Origin of the sequence: Streptomyces sp. NPDC087300, from assembly GCF_044744425.1 — a bacterium.
Lineage (GTDB): Bacteria > Actinomycetota > Actinomycetes > Streptomycetales > Streptomycetaceae > Streptomyces.
Genome location: NZ_JBIUYI010000005.1, coordinates 748,139 through 770,248 on the forward strand (window position 1 = coordinate 748,139; position 22,110 = coordinate 770,248).

At 71.2% G+C, this 22,110-nt stretch carries 23 protein-coding genes; 11 read left to right on the top strand and 12 right to left on the bottom strand.

What is annotated here, in order from left to right:
• Positions 1 to 4: 4 nt before the first annotated feature.
• Positions 5 to 949: a class A beta-lactamase gene (bla, locus tag ACIO9J_RS23635; protein WP_402002843.1), complete on the bottom strand. Its 945-nt coding sequence runs from the start codon at positions 947 to 949 to the stop codon at positions 5 to 7.
• A 295-nt stretch (positions 950 to 1,244) separates the two neighbouring features.
• Here bla and ACIO9J_RS23640 point away from each other — a divergent pair, with 295 nt between their 5' ends.
• A complete protein-coding gene (locus ACIO9J_RS23640; protein ID WP_402002846.1) occupies positions 1,245 to 2,129 on the top strand; it encodes an ABC transporter ATP-binding protein in 885 nt (294 codons plus the stop codon).
• Here the strand turns inward: ACIO9J_RS23640 and ACIO9J_RS23645 are convergent.
• Positions 2,053 to 2,619 (bottom strand): LuxR C-terminal-related transcriptional regulator, encoded by a 567-nt coding sequence (locus ACIO9J_RS23645; protein ID WP_402002848.1) that lies wholly within the window; start codon positions 2,617 to 2,619, stop codon positions 2,053 to 2,055. The genes ACIO9J_RS23640 and ACIO9J_RS23645 overlap by 77 nt on opposite strands.
• Before the next feature lie 325 nt (positions 2,620 to 2,944).
• Positions 2,945 to 4,393: an argininosuccinate synthase gene (argG, locus tag ACIO9J_RS23650; protein ID WP_402002851.1), complete on the bottom strand. Its 1,449-nt coding sequence runs from the start codon at positions 4,391 to 4,393 to the stop codon at positions 2,945 to 2,947.
• Between the two features lie 104 nt (positions 4,394 to 4,497).
• On the opposite strand from argG, the gene ACIO9J_RS23655 reads away from it, so the two are divergent.
• The 5 genes from ACIO9J_RS23655 (at position 4,498) to ACIO9J_RS23675 (ending at position 8,270) form a co-directional block, all read left to right on the top strand.
• Positions 4,498 to 5,115: a TOPRIM nucleotidyl transferase/hydrolase domain-containing protein gene (locus tag ACIO9J_RS23655; RefSeq protein ID WP_402002854.1), complete on the top strand. Its 618-nt coding sequence runs from the start codon at positions 4,498 to 4,500 to the stop codon at positions 5,113 to 5,115.
• Positions 5,116 to 5,181: 66 nt separating this feature from the next.
• On the top strand, positions 5,182 to 6,000 hold the full coding sequence (locus ACIO9J_RS23660; protein ID WP_402002856.1) for a methyltransferase domain-containing protein: 819 nt from the start codon (positions 5,182 to 5,184) through the stop codon (positions 5,998 to 6,000).
• A gap of 62 nt (positions 6,001 to 6,062) precedes the next feature.
• Positions 6,063 to 6,383, top strand: a complete 321-nt coding sequence (locus ACIO9J_RS23665; RefSeq protein ID WP_402002859.1) for a DUF6191 domain-containing protein — start codon at positions 6,063 to 6,065, stop codon at positions 6,381 to 6,383.
• Between the two features lie 175 nt (positions 6,384 to 6,558).
• Entirely contained in the window at positions 6,559 to 6,954 is a 396-nt protein-coding gene (locus ACIO9J_RS23670; RefSeq protein WP_402002862.1) for a Dabb family protein, read from the top strand.
• 113 nt (positions 6,955 to 7,067) lie between these two features.
• Positions 7,068 to 8,270: a serine hydrolase domain-containing protein gene (locus ACIO9J_RS23675; RefSeq protein ID WP_402002865.1), complete on the top strand. Its 1,203-nt coding sequence runs from the start codon at positions 7,068 to 7,070 to the stop codon at positions 8,268 to 8,270.
• Positions 8,271 to 8,348: 78 nt separating this feature from the next.
• Here the strand turns inward: ACIO9J_RS23675 and ACIO9J_RS23680 are convergent, their stop codons facing one another.
• Both ACIO9J_RS23680 and ACIO9J_RS23685 read right to left on the bottom strand, forming a co-directional pair.
• Positions 8,349 to 8,825: a (2Fe-2S)-binding protein gene (locus tag ACIO9J_RS23680; protein ID WP_402002868.1), complete on the bottom strand. Its 477-nt coding sequence runs from the start codon at positions 8,823 to 8,825 to the stop codon at positions 8,349 to 8,351.
• A gap of 15 nt (positions 8,826 to 8,840) precedes the next feature.
• On the bottom strand, positions 8,841 to 10,820 hold the full coding sequence (locus ACIO9J_RS23685) for a molybdopterin cofactor-binding domain-containing protein (protein ID WP_402002871.1): 1,980 nt from the start codon (positions 10,818 to 10,820) through the stop codon (positions 8,841 to 8,843).
• A gap of 175 nt (positions 10,821 to 10,995) precedes the next feature.
• Here ACIO9J_RS23685 and ACIO9J_RS23690 point away from each other — a divergent pair, with 175 nt between their 5' ends.
• Entirely contained in the window at positions 10,996 to 11,469 is a 474-nt protein-coding gene (locus tag ACIO9J_RS23690; protein WP_402002874.1) for a pyridoxamine 5'-phosphate oxidase family protein, read from the top strand.
• Here the strand turns inward: ACIO9J_RS23690 and ACIO9J_RS23695 are convergent.
• The 3 genes from ACIO9J_RS23695 to ACIO9J_RS23705 form a co-directional block, all read right to left on the bottom strand.
• The gene (locus ACIO9J_RS23695; RefSeq protein ID WP_402002877.1) at positions 11,429 to 12,328 is read right to left on the bottom strand and encodes a YihY/virulence factor BrkB family protein; all 900 of its coding nucleotides are present in this window, start codon (positions 12,326 to 12,328) and stop codon (positions 11,429 to 11,431) included. The genes ACIO9J_RS23690 and ACIO9J_RS23695 overlap by 41 nt on opposite strands.
• A 106-nt stretch (positions 12,329 to 12,434) precedes the next feature.
• The gene (locus ACIO9J_RS23700) at positions 12,435 to 12,695 is read right to left on the bottom strand and encodes a hypothetical protein (RefSeq protein ID WP_402002880.1); all 261 of its coding nucleotides are present in this window, start codon (positions 12,693 to 12,695) and stop codon (positions 12,435 to 12,437) included.
• Between the two features lie 61 nt (positions 12,696 to 12,756).
• Positions 12,757 to 13,410 carry a TetR/AcrR family transcriptional regulator gene (locus ACIO9J_RS23705; protein WP_402002882.1) on the bottom strand — a complete coding sequence of 218 codons (654 nt, stop codon included), beginning with the start codon at positions 13,408 to 13,410 and terminating at the stop codon, positions 12,757 to 12,759.
• A 128-nt stretch (positions 13,411 to 13,538) separates the two neighbouring features.
• Between ACIO9J_RS23705 and ACIO9J_RS23710 the strand changes: the two genes are divergently transcribed.
• A complete protein-coding gene (locus ACIO9J_RS23710) occupies positions 13,539 to 14,510 on the top strand; it encodes an alpha/beta hydrolase (RefSeq protein WP_402002885.1) in 972 nt (323 codons plus the stop codon).
• Here the strand turns inward: ACIO9J_RS23710 and ACIO9J_RS23715 are convergent.
• The gene (locus ACIO9J_RS23715) at positions 14,479 to 15,036 is read right to left on the bottom strand and encodes a cupin domain-containing protein (protein WP_402003606.1); all 558 of its coding nucleotides are present in this window, start codon (positions 15,034 to 15,036) and stop codon (positions 14,479 to 14,481) included. The genes ACIO9J_RS23710 and ACIO9J_RS23715 overlap by 32 nt on opposite strands.
• A gap of 89 nt (positions 15,037 to 15,125) precedes the next feature.
• On the opposite strand from ACIO9J_RS23715, the gene ACIO9J_RS23720 reads away from it, so the two are divergent.
• Positions 15,126 to 15,977, top strand: a complete 852-nt coding sequence (locus ACIO9J_RS23720; protein WP_402002888.1) for a LysR family transcriptional regulator — start codon at positions 15,126 to 15,128, stop codon at positions 15,975 to 15,977.
• Positions 15,978 to 16,031: 54 nt separating this feature from the next.
• Here the strand turns inward: ACIO9J_RS23720 and ACIO9J_RS23725 are convergent, their stop codons facing one another.
• A complete protein-coding gene (locus ACIO9J_RS23725) occupies positions 16,032 to 16,907 on the bottom strand; it encodes a GAF and ANTAR domain-containing protein (protein ID WP_402002891.1) in 876 nt (291 codons plus the stop codon).
• A gap of 307 nt (positions 16,908 to 17,214) precedes the next feature.
• On the opposite strand from ACIO9J_RS23725, the gene ACIO9J_RS23730 reads away from it, so the two are divergent.
• Positions 17,215 to 17,412 (top strand): hypothetical protein, encoded by a 198-nt coding sequence (locus tag ACIO9J_RS23730; protein ID WP_402002894.1) that lies wholly within the window; start codon positions 17,215 to 17,217, stop codon positions 17,410 to 17,412.
• A gap of 102 nt (positions 17,413 to 17,514) precedes the next feature.
• Here the strand turns inward: ACIO9J_RS23730 and ACIO9J_RS23735 are convergent, their stop codons facing one another.
• Complete coding sequence (locus ACIO9J_RS23735) at positions 17,515 to 17,715, bottom strand: hypothetical protein (RefSeq protein ID WP_402003609.1); 201 nt, start codon at positions 17,713 to 17,715, stop codon at positions 17,515 to 17,517.
• 220 nt (positions 17,716 to 17,935) lie between these two features.
• Here ACIO9J_RS23735 and ACIO9J_RS23740 point away from each other — a divergent pair, with 220 nt between their 5' ends.
• On the top strand, positions 17,936 to 18,952 hold the full coding sequence (locus ACIO9J_RS23740) for a Ppx/GppA family phosphatase (protein WP_402002897.1): 1,017 nt from the start codon (positions 17,936 to 17,938) through the stop codon (positions 18,950 to 18,952).
• A gap of 71 nt (positions 18,953 to 19,023) precedes the next feature.
• On the opposite strand, the gene ACIO9J_RS23745 is transcribed toward ACIO9J_RS23740, so the two are convergent.
• On the bottom strand, positions 19,024 to 22,032 hold the full coding sequence (locus ACIO9J_RS23745) for a CARDB domain-containing protein (protein ID WP_402002900.1): 3,009 nt from the start codon (positions 22,030 to 22,032) through the stop codon (positions 19,024 to 19,026).
• Positions 22,033 to 22,110: the final 78 nt, after the last annotated feature.

Consider the following 22,110-nt stretch of genomic DNA (forward strand, 5'->3'; position numbering starts at 1 on the left):
ACCGTCAGGTTAGGGCGGTGACGATCTCCTCCGTGGCCTCGGCGATCAGCGCGTCCACGGGACGGGCGTCCCGCTCGGGGCGGTCGGACATGACGGCCAGGACGAGGGGCGCGCCCGTCTTCGGCCAGATGATGCCGACGTCGTTGGCCCTGCCGTAGCGCCCGGTGCCCGTCTTCTCCGCCACGGTCCACCCCTTGGGCACGCCTGCCCGGATCCGCTGGTCCCCGGTGGTGCTGCGGACCAGCCAGTCCTTGAGCAGGGCGCGCTTCTCGGCGGGCAGCGCGTCGCCCAGCACGGTCTTTCGGTAGTCGGCGGCGATGGCCCTCGGCGTGGTGGTGTCGCGCGGGTCACCGGGCCGGGCCCTGTTGAGTTCGGGCTCGTACTGGTCCATGCGGCTCACGGTGTCCCCGAGGCCGCGGAGATAGTCGGTCAAGTGGTCCGGGCCGCCGAGGTCGCGCATCAGGAGGTTGCCCGCGGTGCCGTCGCTGTAGCGGACGGCGGCGTCGCAGAGCTGCTTGATGGTCATGCCGGTCGCGACGTGGTCCTCGGTGACCGGCGAGATGGAATTGACCTGGTCCCGCGTGTACGTCACGCGCGTGCCCAGGTGGCCGAGCGGATTGCGGTCCAGGACCGCCGCCGCGGCAAGCGCCTTGAACGTCGAGCAGAACGCGAAGCGCTCGTCGGCGCGGTGGGCGAGCGTCGCGCCGGTCCCGGTCGCGACGGCGTACACGCCGAGCCGGGCGTCGTGCTTGCGCTCCAGGGCCTTGAGCCGCGACGGGTCCAACGGGGAAGGGGCGGGGCTCGACCCAGGGCTCGCGGACCGGTCGGCGTCTCCTGTGGGGTCCGTGCCGGAGGACGATCCCGCACTCGCGCCGCAGCCCGCCAGGGGCACGGCGGTCGCCGCCAGGAGGAAGAGGCGACGGGAGGGGCCCGTCCGCTCGGAGGACATGCGGTACCTGCTTTCACTCACCGAGGGCCCATGGGCGGGGACCGGACCGTGACCGGCGGCACCGTGGCCGACGCCGCCACGTTCCAGGACTCCGGAAGTCCGGTCCACCACGATCATCGTCGATGAAGATCGCAGCGGCTGACAACTGTCGCCGCTTTCATGACGGAGGTCATCCGCGGCACGACCAGGCCCTGGATCGCGGCAGGGCCGACCTAACGTCGTGCGTGCCCGGCGGCTCCCGCGCGGGCCCCGGCGTCGCGGGGTGCGCGGCGGTCAGGATCATGGAGCGAGCCCGGTGACAGCGGTGACGGCGGAGCGCCTGCGCAAGAGGTACGGACGGCAGGAGGCGCTGCGCGGCGTCGACTTCACGGTCGCCGAGGGGGAGATCTTCGCTCTGCTCGGGCCGAACGGCGCGGGCAAGACGACCACGCTGGAGATACTGGAGGGCTTCCGCGGCCGGGACGGCGGCCGGGTCGACGTACTCGGCCTCGACCCCTCGGACCGCAGGGATGCCCGCCTCCTGCGGGAACAAATCGGCCTGGTCCTCCAGGACATCGCGGTCGAGCCCTACCTCACGGTCCGCGAGACGCTGCGACGCAACGCCGGGTACTACCCCGCTCCCCGGGGCGTCGACGAGGTCATCGACCTGGTCGGCCTCGCGGAGAAGCGGACCGCCCGGGTCAAGGACCTCTCCGGCGGCCAGAAGCGGCGCCTCGACCTCGCACTCGGCGTGATCGGCGACCCCCGGCTGCTCTTCCTCGACGAGCCCACCACGGGATTCGACCCCAGTGCCCGGCGCGGCGCCTGGGACGTGGTGCGCGACCTGCGTGACACCGGCACCACCGTCGTACTGACCACCCACTACATGGACGAGGTGCAGGCACTCGCCGACTCGGTCGCCGTGATCGCGGGCGGCAGGATCGTCGACTCGGGCACGCCCGCGACGCTGGGCGGCCGCGACAGCGCGTACACCCGCATCCGGTTCCTGCTGCCCGAGGGCCGCACGCCGGGCGACGTGCCCTGGCCCGGCGCGACCGTCGACGACACGCGCCGCGTGACGGTCGAGGCGACGGCCGGCGAGACGACCGCGGCCCTGCACCGGCTCACCGGCTGGGCGCTCGACCTGGGCGCGGAGCTGAGCGGCCTGCGTCGTACCTGTTCCGCGCCTCCAGCTTCTTGATCGCGGCCGAGGCCAGATTGCGGATGGTCCCCGCCGACAGGAACAGGTTCTGGGACATCTCCTTCACCGAGGCGCCCGAAGCGGTCAGTCGCAGGACGTCCGCCTCCCGTTCGGTCAACGGCCCGCCGGGGCCGCCCGCGAGCAGTCGCGGATCCATGATCACGTGTCCTGCCGCGGCCGCCCGCACCGATTCCACGAGCGTCCGCAGGCCCGCCGACTTCGGCACGATGCTCAGCACGCCGGCCTTGAGCGCCCGGTCGACGAAGACCCGGGTCGGCATGTCAACGGTCAAGGCCACACCGCACGTTGGGCGTACGCGGCGTACCTCGGCGGCCAGCGCGACGGCGTCCTCGTCGAGTCTCTCGGTGTCCACGAGGGCGAGTGCGGGCGCCCGGTCCGCGACGGCGCTGATGAAGTCGTCGTGACCGCCCACCACGGGCAGCACGCTCAACCCGGCCGCATGCCGCAGGGACTCGGCAAGTGTCTCCACGGTCAACTGACACCGACCGGTGATGACGACCTGACTGTCCACTGTGCTGCCCCCGTTGAACTGTGGTGAGTATGAGCCGTCGTGCGTGCCTGGGGCTTATGAAGCCCCGAATGGTTACGCACGCAAATACACCTTATGTCGCAAAGGAGCGACCCCCGGTGGCCAAAATTCTACAACAGTGTAGATTTTGCGAACATCGGTCGGGGTCAATGGTGTTGAAAACGAAACGACCCCGTGCCCGATGTGCGGGCACGGGGTCGTCGCCGTGGGGACGGGACGGTGGGGCCGATCCTGAAGGATGTGCTTCTGGTCGGTCCGCTGCTGGTCAGTCCGTTCCGGACTCCATCGCGGCGCGGTCGAGGAGTTCGTCGTCGCCGGAGACCTCGCCGCGCGAGGCGATCGCCTCGGCGCCGCCCTCGGGCATCGTGCCGATCAGGCCGGTCGCCGCGGCCTGGGCGGCGCCGATCAGTTCGGGGTGGTTCGTGCCGACGATGCCGAGCCCGGCGTACTGCTCCAGGCGGGCGCGCGAGTCGGCGATGTCGAGGTTGCGCATGGTGAGCTGGCCGATCCGGTCCACCGGGCCGAACGCCGAGTCCTCGGTGCGCTCCATCGACAGCTTGTCCGGGTGGTAGCTGAACGCGGGGCCCGTGGTGTCGAGGAGTGAGTAGTCCTCGCCGCGCCGCAGCCGCAGCGTCACCTCGCCGGTGACCGCCGAGCCGACCCACCGCTGGATCGACTCGCGGACCATCAGCGCCTGCGGGTCCAGCCAGCGGCCCTCGTACATCAGCCGGCCGAGACGCCGGCCCTCGTTGTGGTACTGGGCGAGCGTGTCCTCGTTGTGGATCGCGTTGACCAGCCGCTCGTACGCGGCGTGCAGCAGCGCCATGCCGGGCGCCTCGTAGATGCCGCGGCTCTTCGCCTCGATGATCCGGTTCTCGATCTGGTCCGACATGCCGAGGCCGTGCCGGCCGCCGATCGCGTTCGCCTCCATCACCAGGTCGACCGCGGTGGCGAACTTCGCGCCGTTGATCGTCACCGGGCGGCCCTGCTCGAAGCCGATGGTGACGTCCTCGGTGGCGATCTCCACCGACGGGTCCCAGAACCGCACGCCCATGATCGGGTTCACGGTCTCCACGCCGGTGTCCAGGTGCTCCAGCGTCTTGGCCTCGTGCGTGGCGCCCCAGATGTTGGCGTCGGTGGAGTACGCCTTCTCGGTGCTGTCCCGGTAGGGCAGGTCATGCGCGACCAGCCACTCCGACATCTCCTTGCGCCCGCCGAGCTCGGTCACGAAGTCGGCGTCCAGCCACGGCTTGTAGATCCGCAGCTGAGGGTTGGCGAGCAGCCCGTAGCGGTAGAACCGCTCGATGTCGTTGCCCTTGAAGGTCGAGCCGTCGCCCCAGATCTGGACGTCGTCCTCGAGCATCGCCCGGACCAGCAGGGTGCCGGTGACGGCGCGGCCCAGGGGAGTGGTGTTGAAGTAGGCACGGCCGCCCGAGCGGATGTGGAACGCGCCGCAGGACAGTGCGGCAAGGCCCTCCTCGACCAGCGCCGCCCGGCAGTCGACCAGGCGCGCGACCTCGGCGCCGTAGGACTTGGCACGGCCGGGCACCGACGCGATGTCGGGCTCGTCGTACTGGCCGATGTCGGCGGTGTAGGTGCACGGAACGGCACCCTTGTCGCGCATCCACGCGACCGCGACGGAAGTGTCGAGGCCTCCGGAGAAGGCGATGCCGACGCGCTCGCCGGTGGGCAGTGAGGTGAGAACCTTTGACATAGGAAGAGTATGTATCGAAACGCATGATTATGCAAAACCCCTGGCGGGACGGTGGTGCCGAAAAGCCCGTGACCCGCATGTCGGGAGCGGTGCAGACTCGCCCCATGGCGGACATGGGCGCGTTCAGGGACGAGATCACCGACTGGGCGGCGGGTGGTGCGGGCGGGCAGGCACGCGAACTGGCCGAGCGGCTCGGCGTACGCACGGCGGTGCTGCTGGAAGGTCCCAGCGACCTCGCGGCCGTCGAGACGCTCGCCGCCCGGCGCGGCCGTGACCTGGCGGCCGAGGGCGTGTGCGTGATCTCGATGGGCGGCGCGATGAGCGTCGGCCGCTTCGCCGGACTCCTGGGATCGACCGGCCTCGGGCTGCGCCTCACGGGTCTGTGCGACGTCCGCGAGCAGCCCTTCTACGACCGGGGCTTCGAGCGGGCGGAGGCGCCGCGCCAGGACATCTACGTCTGCGCGGCGGACCTGGAGGACGAGCTGATCCGCGCCCTCGGCGTGGCGCGGGTCGAGGACGTCGTCGCCGGCGAGGGCGATCTGCGGGCCTGGCAGACGCTGCTGCACCAGCCCGCGCACCAGGGCCGCACCAGGGAGCGGCTGATGCGGCGTTTCCTCGGTACGAAGAAGGGGCGCAAGATCCGCTACGGCCACCTCCTCGTCGAGGCGCTGGAGCCCGAGCAGGTCCCGGGGCCTCTCGACGACCTCTTCGCCTGTCTGTGAGTCTCGCCCGTCTGTGAGCCTCGCCTGCCCGTGAGCCGGGTCTGGCCCGTGCGGCACAATCGCCCCATGGGCGAGCACGGCACGGACCACGGCGCGGATCACGGATACCTGTTGGACAACCGGCAGTCGGAGGCCGGGGTACGGTTCGACGCCCTGAGCGAGCTGTTCGACCCCGTGACGTTCCGGCACGTCGACCGGCTCGGGATCCTCCCGGGCATGCGGTGCTGGGAGATCGGCGCCGGCGGCCCCTCCGTGCCGCTCGGACTCGCCGAACGCGTCGGCCCCAACGGGACGGTGGTCGCCACCGACATCGACGTCTCCTGGACCCGGGGCGTCGCCGGTGGCGTGATCGAGGTGCTGCGCCACGACGTGGCCGCCGATCCCGCGCCGCCCGGCGGCTTCGACCTCGTCCACGCCCGGCTCGTCCTGGTGCACGTCGCCGAGCGGGCCGAGGCGCTGCGCCGCATGGTCGGGGCGCTGCGGCCCGGCGGGTGGCTGCTCCTGGAGGACGCCGACCCGGGCCTGCAACCGCTGCTGTGCCCCGACGAGTCGGGTCCCGAACAGCGGCTCGCCAACCGGTTGCGGTCCGGCTTCCGTGCGCTGATGGCGGAACGGGGCGCGGACCTCACGTACGGGCGGACCCTGCCGAGGGCGCTGCGCGAAGCGGGCCTCGACGACGTCCAGGCCGACGCGTACTTCCCGATCACCTCGCCCGCGTGCTCCGTGCTCGAAGCCGCGACCGTACGGCAGATCCGCGCCCGCCTCGTCGCGGAGGGGCTCGCCACCGACGAGGAGATCGACCGCCACCTGGGCAACGTCGCGACCGGCCGTCTCGACCTGGCCACCGCCCCGCTGATCTCGGCGTGGGGGCGCAGGGCGGCGTAACGCCCTCGGTGAACTCGACGGCGACTCTGGATCGTTCCCGCCCTGGCGCGGACACTGAGGCCATGGAATTCGCCGTCTTCGCGACCCTGCCGGGGCTCGTCATCCTGCTGACCGGGATCGCCTTCGTCGACCAACTGCTGCTGCGCGCGGGGCGGGCCGGGCTGTTGCCGTGGCGGAACAGCGCCCGGCAGGGGCAGATATCGGCGACCGGTTTCGAACAGCTGCACGCGAGCTTCTCGCCGGGTAAGCAGAACGAGCTGAAGGAGCGCCAGTCCGCGCTGGTCCTGCGCGACGACGAGGAGGACGGCGCGCCACCGAACCGGACCTCCGTCGACCTCGACGGGGGCGTCGCGGTCGTCCGGCTGCCGCAGAACGACGACTGACGAGCGCCCTGCCCAAGGGTGAGCGCCCCGCCCAAGGGTGACCGACCAGTACCGCTGTATCGAGCCCTGGGTTTTGCTTGACGTTTTTGAACTGGCTGGTTCATTCTGAACTACCGAGCTGGCAATTGATATGAACCAGCCAGCTCAACGTATACATGCAAGGGAACGGAAACCCGTGATCGTTCACACGCTGAGGTTCGCCTTCAAGGACGGGACGACCGAGCAGCAGAAGGACCGTGTGCTCGCCGTGATGCGGCGTACGGCGGCCCTCGAATCGGCCTCGTTCGCCACGGTCGGGCAGAGCCTGTCCGGCCCGGCCGACGGCTTCACCCACGCCTACTGCGTGGGCATCGAGGACATGGCGGCCCTGGAGCGGTACATGTACGACCCGGTGCACCTGGCGGGCGACCCCGAGATCCTGCCGCACCTGGCCAGGATGGCCATCGGTCCCGACCTCGCCGACGACATGGACCCGACGCTCGCCGACCGGGTCATGGCGCTGCACGAGGAGAAGGCCGCGCGCTACCCGGAGTGGGCGGCGCAGATCGAACCGCTGCTCGTGGCCGGATAACGGCAGCCCGCATCCGCTCTCAACCACTCCGTCCCCTTTCGCGGTCCTGGTACACATACGGCCTCCCCGGCCGTATGGGACCACGGTCGTAGGGCTACGCAGAGGAGTACGGAATGGTGTTACGCAAGAGAGCGAAGGCCGGCGTCGTCGGGATCGCGGCGGCCGCACTCGCGGCCGCCGCGTTCACGGTGCCCGCCCAGGCGGAACCGGGCACGGACGCACCGGCCACCCAGACACCGGACGCACGCGGTCCGGCCGAGCGGCCCGCCGCCTCGGACCACCGGGCCACCCAGCGCGCGATGGACGCGGCCGTGCGGGCCGGTGTCCCCGGCATCACCGCCCAGGCGCGGGACCGCCACGGCGTCTGGAAGGCGTCGTCGGGCGTGGGCGACCTGAAGTCCGGTGCGCCGCGCGGCAAGAACGACAAGTTCCGCGTCGGCAGCATCACCAAGACCTTCGTGTCGACAGTCCTGCTCCAGATGGAGGCGGAGGGCAGGCTCGACCTCGACGACACCGTGGAGACCCATCTGCCGGGCCTGGTGCGGGGCAACGGCAACGACGGCAACGCGATAACCGTCCGTCAACTCCTCGGCCACACCAGCGGCCTCTTCGACTACCTGGCCGACGAGGACTACGTCAGGAAGTACCTGCGGGACGGCTACCTCAAGCACCGCTACGACACCCTGCCGCCCCAGAAGCACGTCAAGGTGGCCCTCTCGCACGCGCCCCTCTTCGAGCCCGGCAGCAAGTTCTCGTACTCCAACACGAATTACATCCTCGCGGGGCTGATCGTCGAGAAGGTGGGCGGGCGGACGTACGAGGCCGAGGTCCGCGACCGGATCATCAAGCCGCTCGGCCTCAGGAACACCACCAACCCCGGCAACAGCGTCCACCTGCCGAGGCCCAGCAGCCGCGGCTACTCCAAGCTCTTCGAATCCGCCCCCGACCGGATCGACGACATCACCGAGATGAACGGTTCGCAGGGCTGGGCCGACGGCGACGTCATCTCCACCGCGGGCGACCTGACCCGGTTCTACGGCGCCCTCCTGGGCGGCAAGCTGCTGCCGCCGCAGCAGTTGAAGGCGATGAAGACGATGGGCGCCCCCGGCTCCGACGTGGTCTACGGGCTCGGCCTCCAGCGGTTCGAGACGAGCTGCGGCACCACGCTGTGGGGCCACGGCGGCGGCATGGTCGGCTGGCTCTCCCTGGCCGTGACCACCGAGGACGGCCGCCACCGACTCGCCTTCAACCTCAACGAGGACTGGGACGGGTCCGGCATAGGGAAGATCATCGACGCCGAGTACTGCGGCGCGTGACCGAGTACCGCGGGGACCGGCACCGCCGAGTGCCGCCCGCCTGACGAGGCGGGCGCGGGGACGGCCGTGACGGACGCGTCACATCTTCTCCGCGCCCGCCCTGATCGCCTCCCGGATGCGGAAGTACGTGCCGCAGCGGCAGATGTTGCGGATGCCGTCGAGGTCCTCATCGGTGACCTTGCGGCCGTCCTCGGCGACGCGGCGCACCAGCGCGACGGCGGCCATGATCTGGCCGGGCTGGCAGTAGCCGCACTGGGCGACGTCCTGCTCCAGCCACGCCTCCTGCATCGGGTGCAGGTCCGCGCCGACGGTTGCGGGGAGCCCTTCGATGGTGGTGATCTCGTCGGTGGGCTTCAGGTCCTTGACCGGGATCGCGCAGGGGTTGGCGGCCCTGCCGTTGAGGTGGCTGGTGCAGGCCTTGCAGACGTTGATGCCGCAGCCGTACTTGGGTCCTGTCACGCCGAGGATGTCGCGCAGGACCCACAGCAGGCGCTCGTCGTCCGCCGCGTCCACGGTGACCTGTTCGCCGTTGAGTCGGAAGGTGTGCTCGGGCACGGGTGCTCCAGGAGGTCAGCGGACGTGGTCCAGGCCGTCGGTGGGGGACGGCGGGACGGGCGGGACGGTCGGCTTGGGCTCGAAGGAGAGCGTGCCGTGGTTGATGGGAAAGGTGGTCGGCATGGTGCCGGTGGCCCGGCCGTAGGCGCAGGCGACCGCGGCCAGGGACGCGGCGACACCGAGCTCTCCGGCCCCGCCGGGCTTCCCCGTGGTGGTCGGCATGACGATGATCCGCAGCTCGGGCGGCGAGTTCCACTGCCGGGTGCAGAAGTAGTTGTCCCAGCTCGCTTCGAGGAAGTGGCCGTCCCGCAGGTGCAGGCTGGAGGTCAGGGCCAGCGCGATGCCGTCCATGACACAGCCCATCATCTGGGCCTCCAGACCGCGCGGATTGACGGCGAGCCCCACGTCAACGGCGAAGACGGCCTTGGTGACGCGAGGCCCCGCGACGCCGTCGCGGATGGGCCTTTCGACCGTCTCGGGACGGCAGTCGATCTCCACGAGCACCGCGCTGACCGCGCTGTACTCGGAGTGGAAGGCGATGCCCTGCGCGGTGCCCGCGGGCATGGCCCTGCCCCAGTCCCCGGCCTCGGCGACCTTGTCGAGCACCGCGCGGGAACGGTCGTCGCGCAGGGATTCGCGCCGGAAGCGGTACGGCTCCTTGCCCATCTTCCCGGCGAGCCGGTCGACGATCAGCTCACGGGCGCAGGTGACGTCGGGGGAGTACACGTTGCGCATGCTGCCGGTGTTGAAGCCCTTGTCGGTCTCGCTGAGCAGCCGGCTGTGCAGGCCGAAGGCGTACGGCATCGACTGGGTGAGGTGGAAGAACGTCTGCGAGAACCCGACGTCGCCCACCGGCAGCTTCGCCGCGAGGGCGGTGAACACCTCGCCGAGCCCGTGGCTGAAGTCGGTGGCGACGCTGGTGTGCCGCTGCTTGTAGGCGAGCACGGAGCCGCCCACGTAGTCGGCGCGCACCCGTGAGGTGGCCATGGGGTGCGCGCGGCCCTGCCGGGAGTCGTCGGCGCGGTGCCACATGAGCTTCACGGGCTTGCCGATCTTCTGCGAGATCTCGGCGGCCTCCAGGGCGGCGTCGAAGAACAGCTTGCGCCCGAACGAGCCGCCGCCCTCCACGACATGGACCTTGACGGCGCTCTGCGGCAGGCCGAGCCGCGCGGCGATGGTCTGCTGGGCGACGATCGGCGCCTTGAGGCCGCTCCAGATCTCCGCCCGGTCGGGACGCACGTCGGCGATCGCGCAGTTGGGCTCCAGCGCGCTGTTGCTGCGGAAGTGGAAGGTGAACCGCGCCTCCACCGACGGGGTCACCGCGGGCAGCCCGAGCGGCAGTTCGGCCTTGCGCAGCTCCGCCAGTACGGACGCGTCGTCCTTGCCCTCCGCGCTGCCGCCCCGCCACGACACGTCGAGGGCGCGTACGGCGTCGATGCACAGGCCGAAGGTCCGCGCGCGCACCGCGACGCCGGTGGACATCACCACGACGTCGGTGACCCCGGGCATGCCGCGCACCTGGTCGAGATTGGCGACCGACCCCACCGTGCCGTTGATGGTCGGCAGGGCGTCGGGGACCGCGAGGTCCATGGCGAACTTCTTGCGTCCGGTGACGGCGGCGCGGGCGTCGACGCGGTTCTGCGGCGTCCCGATGACGGTGAACCGCTCGCGGTCCTTGAGCTCGACGGAGACCCGCAGCGCCGTGCCGCTCGCGGCCTTCTCGGCGAGCGCGCCGATGCCGACGGCGCGGCCCGCGCGGTCGGTGACGACCCCGGCCTCGAGGGTCAGATCGCGGACCGCGGAGCCGAGTTCGACGGCCGCGGCCTCCAGGAGGCGACCCCGTGCGACGGCGGCGGCCACCCGGATCGGCGTGTACGTCGAGATGGTCGTGTTCGAGGCGCCGGTGAGCTGGTTGAACGCCAGCTCCGGGCGGGCGTCGGCCAGGGTGACGCGCACCCGGTCGAGCGGCACGTCCAGCTCCTCGGCGATGAGCATGGCCGTCGACGGAGAGTCTGTCGCCTCGGGAGTCGCCCGGTCGACCAGAAACCAAGATCACCTTACCGGTATGGGCCATGCTCACGTCACGCCCGGTGATCAGCCACCGACAGGTCCGGGGACGTAGGACCCGAGCCCCATGCGCGAGCGGCACGTCCCGGCTAGATTCGCGATCATGCAGAACACGGAAACCGCAGGTCGCGACGGATTCGAGCGCAGGCGCGACACCCTGGAACGCCTCGCGGAGGAACGGGACATCTGGGTGTCCACGGCTCACCCGGACCACGGCCCGCACCAGGTGCCGCTCTGGTTCGTGTGGCACGAGGACGCGCTGTGGATGTGTACGTCCGCGGCCTCCGCGACCGTCCGCAACGTCCGCGCCGAACCGCGGGTGCGCCTGGCGCTGCCCGACACCGCCGATGTGGTGCTCCTCCAGGGCGAGGCCCGGTGCTTCCCCGCCGACGAGGTGCCCGCGGCCGCGGCGGACGCCTTCGCCGCCAAGTTCGGCTGGGATCCGCGCGAGGAGGAAGGCCCCTACGCGTACGTGTGCGTGGTGCCGAGGACCGTGCGCGCCTGGCGCGGCGAGGCGGAGCTGCGGGGCAGGGTCGTCATGCGGGAGGGCAGCTGGGTGCCGGGGCCTGCGGCGTGAGGGTCCGGGTGGCCCGCACGCGGTCCAGTTCCACGGTGTACTGCGCCCCGGCGAGCAGCGCCAGGTTCGACACCCACAGCCATACCAGGAAGACGACGACACCCGCGAGCGAGCCGTACAGCTTGCCGTACGTCCCGAACCCGGAGGCGTACAGCGTGAAGAGGCCCGAGGAGAGCAGCCAGAGCAGCGCGGCCACCAGGCCGCCCGGCAGGATCTTGCGCCAACTGCGCTCGGCGGGCGGCGCGTTGCGGAACAGTACGAGGACCAGCAGCCCGACCAGACAGACCAGGGCGGGCCACTTCAGGATCGACCAGGCGGTCTGCCCCGCGTCACCGAAGCCGAGGCTGCGGCCCACGGTCTCGGCGAGCGAACCGCTGATGACCAGCAGGAGCGCGCTGGCGACGAGCAGCGCGAGCAGCATCAGCGCGGTCATCAGCACCCGGTGCGCCTTGCGCCAGACGGGCCGTGAGTCCTCCACCCCGTGCATCGCGTGCAGCGCCCGCCGGAAGACGGCCGAGTAGCTGGACGCCGACCACAGCGCGCTGACCCCGCCGGCGATCACCACGGTGAGCGCCGCGGACTTGGCGTCCGCCATCTCGCTGAGCGCGGCGTGCAGCGAACGGCCCGACTCGGCGGGCGCCCAGTCCGTCACCTCGGTGATCAGCGACTGCGTCGTACCGGGGCTCACCAGGCTGATCAGGCTCACCGTGACCAGCATGGCCGGGAGCAGGGCGAGTATCGCGTAGTACGTCAGGGCCGCCGCCCAGTCCGAGATGTCGTCGTTCCACATCGACACGGGTGTGCGGCGCAGCGCGGTGAGCCGCGCGGATCCGTGCGCGGCGGGTGGTGAACTGACCATGGGCTGTTGCTCCTTCTCGCACTGCGCGGCACACCGGGCCGCCCTCTCGTCCCCCTCCTTGGACACACGGCGTACGGATCCGTGACGCGTGTGCCCCGGCGACCGGCTACTCGTGCTGCTCGGCCTCGTTGCGGTTGAGGCCGTGGGCGAGGGCCTGGAGCACCTCGTGCTGGGTCTTGCCGGTCATCTCGGCGATCTGGAGGAGCAGCGCGGCACACAGCGCCGTCGCGCCGTCGGCGACGTGGTCGAGGTTGCCGTCCTCGGCACGCCTGCGCGCCACGTACTCGTCCATCGCCGGTTCCCCGGACACGTATGCCGTCATGGCCTCGATACCGGCGCGCACCCGGTCGTAGTCGTTGGTCGTCATGTCCCCAGACTTTCATGCCGGACGAACGGCTCCTACCAGGGCATAGTCGCGCTCCGCGGCTTCAGGGGAGCCGGGTCCCGATCTCCGCGAGGTGGGTGGCGAGGATCTCCACGAACGCGGCGCGCCGGTCCGCTCCCAGCGGACGGACCTCGCGCGCGAAGTGGGCCAGGGCGGGGAAGCGCTCGGGGTCGGCGCCGAGCACCGCGACCCGGAAGTGCTCCAGGCCCTGCTCGTACTCCTCTGCCGTGATGCTGCCGATCCCGGCCTCGGCGGAGATCAGCGCGGCGACGAGGATCACGATGCGGTGGTAGCGCACCGGGATCTCCTCATCGGGCAGGCCGGAGGCGCGCAGTGCCTGGAGCAACTCCTCCATGACCAGCCGGGACCCGGTGCCGCCGGACGCGTAGCGCCCCCAGACCGCGGCGAGTTGCGGGTGCTCGCCGAAGGCCTCGCGCAGGCGCAGGGCCAGGGCGGTGACGCGCTGCTTCCAGTCGCCCTCGGGGCGGTGGTCCGCCATGGCGGACAGCAGGATCCGGTCGGCCACCGCGCGCAGCAGCTCGGTCTTGTTGCGGAAGTGCCGGTAGAGGCTGGAGGAGTCGGTCCCGAGCGCCGCAGCGAGCTTGCGCACGCTGAACGACTCGGCGTCGCCCGTGCGCAGCAGTTCCGCGGCCGTGTCGAGGATCTCCTCGGTCGACCATCGCCTTCGGCCCGTCATCTCGCCCCTCTCGTCAGGGCTCACCCTACCGATGCACTTGCTGTTGCACGCACCGCGTGCATAATCGGTGCAACGCATGGACGGCCACGACGCAGGCCCGGCATCCGGCCGGGAGGGGAGAGGGGCACATGAGCGGGACCAGTACCGTGGAGCGGCCGCAGGAACCGGACTTCTCGGTGATCACGAGCGAGGAACTGCGCGTCTACCGCGAGGCGGAGAACCGCTTCCGGGCCTCCGCCCCGGCGCGGGCGGTCCTCGGCGAACCGCACCCCGGTACCGCGATCGACTGGCAGGAGCTGGCGCTGCCCGGCCGCGATCTGCCGGTGCGCGTCTACCGGCCGGCCCCGGGCGGGGACGTGGGACACGAGGGAGCTGCGGACCGGACCGGCCTGCCGCTCGTCGTCCACGTCCACGGCGGCGGGTTCGTCGGCACGGCGGTGCAGTGCGACTGGACCAGCAGCCACGTCGCCGCCCTGCTGCCCGCCGTCGTCGTCTCGGTCGAGCACCGCCTCCTCGCCTTCGACAGCCCACTGGCGTACGCAGCCGACGACGGCTGGGACGTGCTCGACCACGTGGTGCGCGACGCCGCGCGGTGGGGCGTCGACCCGGCGCGCACGGCCGTCTTCGGCGAGAGCTGCGGCGGGCTGATCAGTGCGCTGACGGCGATCCGGGCCCGCGAGGCCGGGCTCGAACTCAGGGCGCAGGTGCTGGTCAACCCGGCGGTCGACGTGACCGGGACCATGTTCGACCACGCCTCGATGGCCGAGTACGCCGAGAGCCCGAGCCGCGCCGAACCGCAACTACGCCTCGTCCAGCGGCTCGCCGTCCCGCCGGGCGCGGACGCCCGCGCGGTCTCGCCGTTGTACGCGGAGGACCTGGGCGGCCTCGCCCCCGCGCTCGTGGTGGTGCCCACCCAGGACGCCCTCGCCGACCACGGCCGCCGCTACGCCGAGCGGCTGCGCGCGGCGGGCACACCGGTCCGGCTCACCGAATACCCGGGCGCCAAGCACGCGTTCCTCACCCTGCCGGCGCTGGAACCGCAGGCCGAGGCTGCCCAGGCGGAGATCGTCAGCTTCCTCCGCGCGGCCCTGACGGAGTGACCTCCTGCCCGGCGGGCTCGGTCGCGTACCGGCGCATCGTGTCCAAGGTGCCCTGAGGCGTCATCGGCCCGCCGTCCGCGAAGGTGTCCCGCAGATCGCGGAAGTACTGCACGTACAGGTCGGGCGTGAACGTGCTGAGCATGACGGCCGGTTGGTCGGTCGTGTTGGCGAAGGTGTGCGGGGCGCCGGGCGGGACCAGGAGGAACGTGCCCGCGGACACGTCGTGGTCCGTGTCGCCGACCGTGAACCGCACCGTGCCGGAGAGCACGTAGAAACCCTCGTCGTGCCGGGAGTGACGGTGCTGTGGCGGGCCCGGCGTGTGCGGCGCGAGGACGGACTCGGTCATTCCGAGCCGGTGTCCGGTGTTGCTGCCGTCCTCCAGGACACGCATACGTGTGGTGCCGAGGACGATCGTCTCGCCCTCACCGGGGCGGACCACCGACACGGTGGGAGAGGCGGCGGGCGCGACGTCCGACGAGGTGTGTGCGGCGGTGTGCGCGGAGATGTTCGCGCTGTTCTCGGTCATGTCTGTCATGCCTCGATTGCACCGCCGAGGACCCATGAGCGTCCAAGACCCGTCCCGTGACACCGATACCCCCCGGGTATCGTCGCAGAATGGAGCTACGTACGCTGCGCTATTTCGTGGCGGTCGCCGAAGAACTCCACTTCGGCCGGGCCGCCACGCGGCTGCACATGAGCCAGCCGCCGCTGAGCCGGGCGATCAAGCAACTGGAGACGGAGATCGGCGCCGCCCTCCTCGACCGGACACCCTCCGGCGTCCGGCTCACCCCGGTGGGCGCTGTGCTCTTCGACGAGGCGCGCGAACTGCTCGGGCGGGCCGAGCGGATGAGGGAACGGGTGGCCGCGGCGGCCGGTGCCGCGGTCCTCACCGTCGGCATCCTGGGCGACAGCACCGACGCGGACGCGACCCGGCTCGCCGCCGCCTACCGACGACGGCACCCGCACGTCGAGATCCGTGTCCGCGAGACCGATCTGACCGATCCCACCTGCGGGTTGCACGCCGGACTGGTCGATGTCGCCCTGACCAGGGGGCCGTTCGACGGGACCGGCCTGACCGTGCGCGAGCTGCGCGCCGACCCGGTGGGCGCGCTGCTGCGCGACGACGATCCGCTGGCGGACCGCGAAACCCTGCGCCTGCCCGACCTGTCGGGCCGCCGCTGGTTCGTCTTCCCCGCGGGCACCGACCCCGCCTGGCAGTCGTACTGGAACGGCGGCGAGCCCCGGGAGGGCCCGGTGGTGCGCGCCGTCCAGGAGTGCAGGCAGGCAGTGGTCTGGAACGGCACGATCGGCATGATGCCCCTGGGACACGAGGCGGGCGAAGGGCTGACGGCGGTGCCGCTGCTCGACATGGCACCGAGCCCGGTGGTGGTGGCGTGGCACGGGGGCGACACGAATCCGCTGATCCGTTCGTTCGTGAGGATCGCGACGGCCGTCTACCGGAGCTGACCGCGTCACCGCGTCACCGTGGCCCAGGGGCCCGGCGCGTACGGCGCGGTACGCCTAGCCGTCGGAGTCGAGCGCAAGGCGGTGGAGGTCTTCCAGGGCGTCGAGGATGACGGTCTCCTGATGCCACTTGATCCAGCCGCCGATGGTCCTGCTGGTCTGGTGCAGCTCCCTCAACTGGGCCTGGGTGAAGCCGATCAGGGGCCTGGCGTGGTGCGAGGAGATCACGCCGTGGACGTTGTTCCCCTCGTCGACGAGGGGAACGCTGTGGCAGCCGCGGCTGCCGGCCGTGAGGATCACGCGCCGCGACTCGTCGTCGAACCCGGCCGACGACGCCACGTCCTTCACGGTGACCTGACGGCTCGCGGTGGCGGCGCGCGAGCACGAGGTGGAGCCCGACACGAACGCGAAGTGGTCGGTGAACTGCCGGGGGAGTCCCGCGTGTTTGGCCATGCGCAGGACGCCGTCCTCCAGGAGCTGCACATTGCCCATGTCCGTGCCGGTCAGGGTCAGTACGTGGCGCAGCGCCGCGCCGAGCACCTCCCCCTGGTTGGTCGGGTCGAGCGGGCCGGCTTCGAGCGGCTCCAGGTCGAGGACCGGCTGGGGGGTGCGGCCAGGGAACCACAGGCCGGTGCCGGGCGCCGGTCCCGGCGTGCGCACCACGGCGGCGGCGAGCTGGTGCAGTTTGACGTTGGCCCGCTGGGACGCCTGGCGCAACAGGTCGAACGCGTCCTGCCGGTCGCCCAGTTGGTACCGCTCGACGAGGATGCCCTCGGCCAGCGCGACCCTGGGCCGCGCCTGGACCTGTACCGCCAGATCGGAGACCTGCTCACGCAGGCGCGCCGCGGCGGCTCTGAGCCGCTCCGCCTCCTCCTCGGGAGAGAGCGGGGTCGGCGAGGAGGATTCCTCCTCCGGCGGGGGTGTTGGCTGCATGTCCGTCATCGTGTCTCCCCACGCTCCGCGGCCCGACTCGCCGGGCGGGGCATATTCCCCGAGCACGGTGGTGACCGTACCCCGAGGGACCCGGCGCCGCCATGAATACCCGCGATCAGGCCCCTTCCCACCAGGAAGAACGGCGGATCGTTACCTCAACCACGTACGGGTGATAAGGGGCGTACCGGCCGAGGCGGGCGGGCAGCCACGGAATGGTTCGAACCGGCCACCGAGTCGACAAGTCCACCGTCGACGAATTCGCTTACGTGAAAGTCGACGAACTCGCTCACACAAAAGGAGAGAACACATGCGCCGCTCCGCCGTACTCGCCCTCATGGCCGTCTCGCTGCTGGGGGCCCTCGCGGCTCCGGCCGCCGCGGTTCCCGACCCGGTCGGGACCGTCGACTGCCTGGCGCAGTCCGCCGGTGACGTCACCTCACTCGTCGACCCCACGAGCCCCGAGGTACCGAGCGAGGTCCCGGGAGCGTCCTGCCTCGCCCCGTGAAACGCATCGCCGTGCCGCCAACGCCCATGACGTGCACGGTCTGACGTGACCACCCCGTCGCTCCCCGCGAACGCGCGGGAAGCGACGGGGCGTTCGGCGCCGTCACTCCCACCGGTAGCCGTCCCCGAAGTTCAGGGTGTGCTCCAGGACGTCCTCCAGCGGGTCGTCGATCTGGCCGGTGCTGATCAGGCTGACGTTGGGACCGTTGTGCGAGTCGGTGTGCGTCTCGTCGGCGTGCGCGGTGCCGGAGCACAGGGCGGCGGGCAGCACCGCCACCGCCGTGACCAGCATCCAACGGGACATGGTGGGTACCCAACTGCCGTTCACTGCAGCCTCCTTGAAGCCGTGCGGCGACGGGCCGTCCGGTGCGGCCCGCTCCCCGTGTGTAACCGCACCCTGATCAAGAGGTCACCGACGATCATACGAACGGGTCGTCCGACGCCGTTGACTAGTGCTCGGGGTACGAGCGAGGGTCGGTCGATCACCTGGGGTGACAGGACGAACACCGGGCCGGGAGGGACCTATGAGACTGAGCGTGCTGGACATCGGATCGAGAACGGTGCGTCTGGTGGTGGCCGACGCCGAGGGAGGCGTGCCGCTGCCGGTGCACACGGCCAAGTGGAAGCTGCGCCTCTCCGACCAGCTGCACCCGTGCGGCCGGATCGGCCCCGAGTCCGTCGACCAGCTGGCAGAGGCGGTCGCGCAGGCACGGCGGGAGGCGCGCCGCAGAGGCGCCGAGGAGCCGCTCGCCTTCGCCACCGCCGTGGTCAGGGACGCGGCGAACCGGGACGAGGTCCTGGCGAGGGTGTACGAGAAGACCGGCGTGCGGCCGCGCATCATGTCGGGGGAGACCGAGGCGGAGCTGACGTTCCTCGGCGCCCGGCGGTGGATGGGCTGGCAGGCGGGCCCGCTCGCCCTCCTCGACATCGGCGGCGGTTCGCTGGAGGTCGCCTTCGGCCGTGGCCGCCTGCCGAGCTTCGTCATGTCGCTGCCGCTCGGCGCAGGCCGCCTCACGCGTGAGTTCGGCACCGGGCACACCGAGCCGCCGACCAGGGGCCAGGTCAAGTTGCTGCGCAGGGCCGTACGGCATCACCTGCGGGACGTGGCCGCCCGGATCCGCTGGGAGGGTCCCCGCACGGTCGTCGCCACCTCCCGTACGTTCCAGCAGCTGGGGCGGCTGTGCGGGGCGCTGCCCGGACGCCACGGCCCGTTCGTGACGAGGACGCTGCGCCGCTCCGACCTGCGCGTCGCCCAGCGGCGCCTGGCCGAACTGCCCAGGGCCGACCGGGCCCAGCTGCCCGGGATCTCCGCGCCGCGCGCCGCGCAGAGCCTGGCGGGGGCGGTGGTCGGCCACACCGCGATGAAGCTGATGGACCTGGACGCCGTCACGATCTGCCCGTGGGCGATCCGCGAGGGCATCCTGCTGCGCCGCATCGAGGACGGCCCCGGCTGGTGGGCCGCGGTCGGCGAGCACGAGGGCGCCGACGGTGAAGTGCCGGACAACGCCGTGCCGTTGCGGGTCGCGGGCCTGACGGGCTGAGGCCGCCCGGACCCGGCACCCGGATCCGGGCGGCCCGCCGCACGGGGTGTTCCCCGCCGCGGCTCGCGCCGCTACAGCCCCTGCCGGGTGCCCGGCACTCCGGTGGCGGCCCGCGCGACCCCACCGTTGATCACGAACTGCGAGCCCGGCTCGACGAGGATGTCCCCGTCCCGCGAGCCGGTCACCTTCACGTTCGTGAGCGTCGCACTGCCGCGCGCGCCGCCCATGGCGAGGATGCCGGAGCCGTTGTTGGACTTGGAGATCGTCACATCACTGATGCGCACGCCCGGCATGGCCCCGCCGCCGGTCTTGAACTGGATGCCGTCGTACGTCGAGTCGTGGATGTCGGTGTCGCGGATCGTGACACCGGGGATGTCGGGCCCCTGTGCGAACAGCGTGATGGCGCCGAACTCCTGGTCCTCGTTCCAGAACGCGCCGCCCGTGCGGTAGAGGCCGTTGTTCGCGATCAGCGTCTGCCCGCTGAAGGGGATCGGGTCGTGGTCGGTCGCGAGCATGATGCCGGGGTAGTTCATCGTGTCGTACACGAGATTGTTCTCGATCTTGTTGCCGTAACCGCCGTACACAGCGATGCCGTTGGCCCGCCAGGGCAGCTGCACGGTGTTGTTCCGGAACACGTTGTCGTGGCCGACGTCGACCGACGTGTCCTTCACGTACTTGCTGGCCCACACGGCGAGCGCGTCGTCGCCGGTGTTGCGGAACGAGGAGTTGAAGACGGTGGAGTTGCGGGTGCCGTTGGTGAAGTTGATCCCGTCCGCGTAGGTGTTGCGGATCCGCATGCCGTTGAACGCCAGGCCGTCGCCGGGGCCCCACAGTTCGGGGATGTTGCTGTAGTCCCTGCCGACCCAGGTGCCGACGTTGGCGTGCTCGATCCAGACGTTGTCGATCTTGGTGTTCTTGCCGAAGCGGCCGTTCAGCCCGACGCCGCCCTCCGCGTTGCCGTCGCCGCCCCGGATGGTGCCCGAGCCGAAGATGGCCAGGTCGGAGATCTTCGTGTTGTCGTCGATGTCGAAGCCGAAGTTGCCCTCGTGCGGATGGTTGATGCCGCCCGCGTCCTGCGGCGGGGTCAGCGTGTACAGCTGGGAGTGCCACATGCCGGCGCCCCGGACGGTGACGTCACGGATGCCGACCTGGTTGTACTGGCCGCGGTCGAGCGGGTCGTCGGTGAGGATCTTCTGCTCCTGGCGCCACTGTCCGGCGGGGATCCAGACGCAGTCGATGTCGCCCTTCTGGTCGGCGGTCACGGCCCGCTGGATCGCCGCCGTGTCGTCGACGCCGTCGTTGGGGACCGCGCCGTACTCGGTGATCGAGGTGCACGCGGCGGGCTTGCTCGTGGGCGGTGCCACCTGCTCCAGGTCGATCAGGTCGACGATGTAGTACGCGGCGTCGTCACCCGCGTCGCGTTGCAGCCGGAACCTCGTGCCCTGCGGATAGGTCTTCGCGAGCAGGGCGTGCGACTCGTCGAACAGGCGCCGTGCGTCGCCGCCGGGCCGGTTGGTGAGGCCCTCGGGCTGGTCGGTGGTGCCGTACAGCCAGCTGTGTTTGGACGACAGGGTCAGCTTCTGGGCGAACTTCCCGTCGGCGTACAGGCTCAGCGTCTTCTCCTGACCGCCGCCGCCCGCCGCGTCGGGCAGGGAGTTGCGTACGACGATCGAGTTGGTCGCACTCGTCGAGGTGAACTCCACATACTGTCCTGTCGAGTTGAGGCGGACCGACTTGCGGCCCGACGACTCGGTGGCGAAGTCGGTGTGCCCGAAGGTGCGCTCGGCGTCCGCCGTGAGCAGCGTGCCGTCGTACGTGCCGTCCTCCGCCTCGTACTCCACGTACGGCAGCGCCGCGCCGCGGCCGACCACGATGGACCGCGCGAAGACGTTGTTGTCCTCATTGGTCTCGCTCACCACACCGGTGGCGTCGGCCGTCGCGGTGAGCGTGGCGCCGCCGCTGGTGGCGGTCCAGCTGCCGGAGAGGGCGACCGTGGCGCTCTCCCCGGCCGCGACGGCCTGCGCGGTGCCGTTGAGGGTCTTGTCGCCCACGGTCAGCCGGGCCACCGAGCCCGCGCTGACCGCGCTGGTGCCGCGGTTGCGCAGCTGCACGGTGAACGTGACGTTCGCGCCGACCGCGGGGCTCGCCGGGTTCGACGTGATACCGGTGACCTCCAGATCGGGGCCCGGACTCTGGCCGACGGTGAGCTTGCTGTCGGCCGTACGGCTGTTGTTGTCGTTGTCCTGCTCGACGACCGTGTCGCGCGGATCCACCACCGCTGACACCGTGTAACTGCCCTGCGCCCGCTTGCCGATGTCGACGGGAACCGTGGCCGACTCACCCGCGCCGAGCGCGCCCACCGCCGCGCTGCCCGCGACCGTGCCGCCCAGGCTGACCTCGACGGTGGTCGCGCCCGAGGCCGCCGAACCCGTGTTGCGGACCGTGGCGTTGACCTTGACGCGGTCGCTCTCGCTGGGCTTGGCGGGCTCCCAGCTGAGCTGGGACACGGTCAGGTCGGGGTTGGGCGCGGGCACGCCGTTGACCTGGAACTCGGCGACCTGACCGCCGTAACCGGAGCTGTTGGAGTAGATCTTCAGCCGGACGTCGGCGTAGCGTCCGGAGACCGGGATGGTCACGGTGTTCTGCTGGGCGCCGGGATCGAAGGCGTAGTCCGCCCGCGCCGTCACCGAGCTGAACTCGGTGGCCGACTGCTTGCGCCCGAGCACCTCGATGTTCTGCGTACGCCGTGACCAGGCGGCGTCCGGGTTCAGCTTGACCACGACCGAGTCCAGGTCGGCGTCGGCGCCGAGCTTCACCGTGAGCGTCGAGGGGTGCCCGTTCGACTCCCAATAGGTGCTGGTGCTCCCGTCGTTGGCGTTCGTGGCGACGTAGTTCTGCGTCGTCGACGAGGCCTCGATCGGCTTCTTGAGCGCCAGATTCGTAGCCGCCACGGACGCCGGTGGGGGTGGGGCCGGTCGCGTCGGGGCCGCGTGCGCGGCGGCGGGCAGCAGCCCGACGGCGGCCAGCGCGGCGGCGAGACAGGCCGCGAGGATCCCGCGACTCCGTTGTCTCCCTCTCATGGTGTTCCTCTCCAGATCCGGGGCATGCGGGTCCTGCGCCTGCGGTCCTTCACCTCAGACACGTCCTTCGCTTCGGGC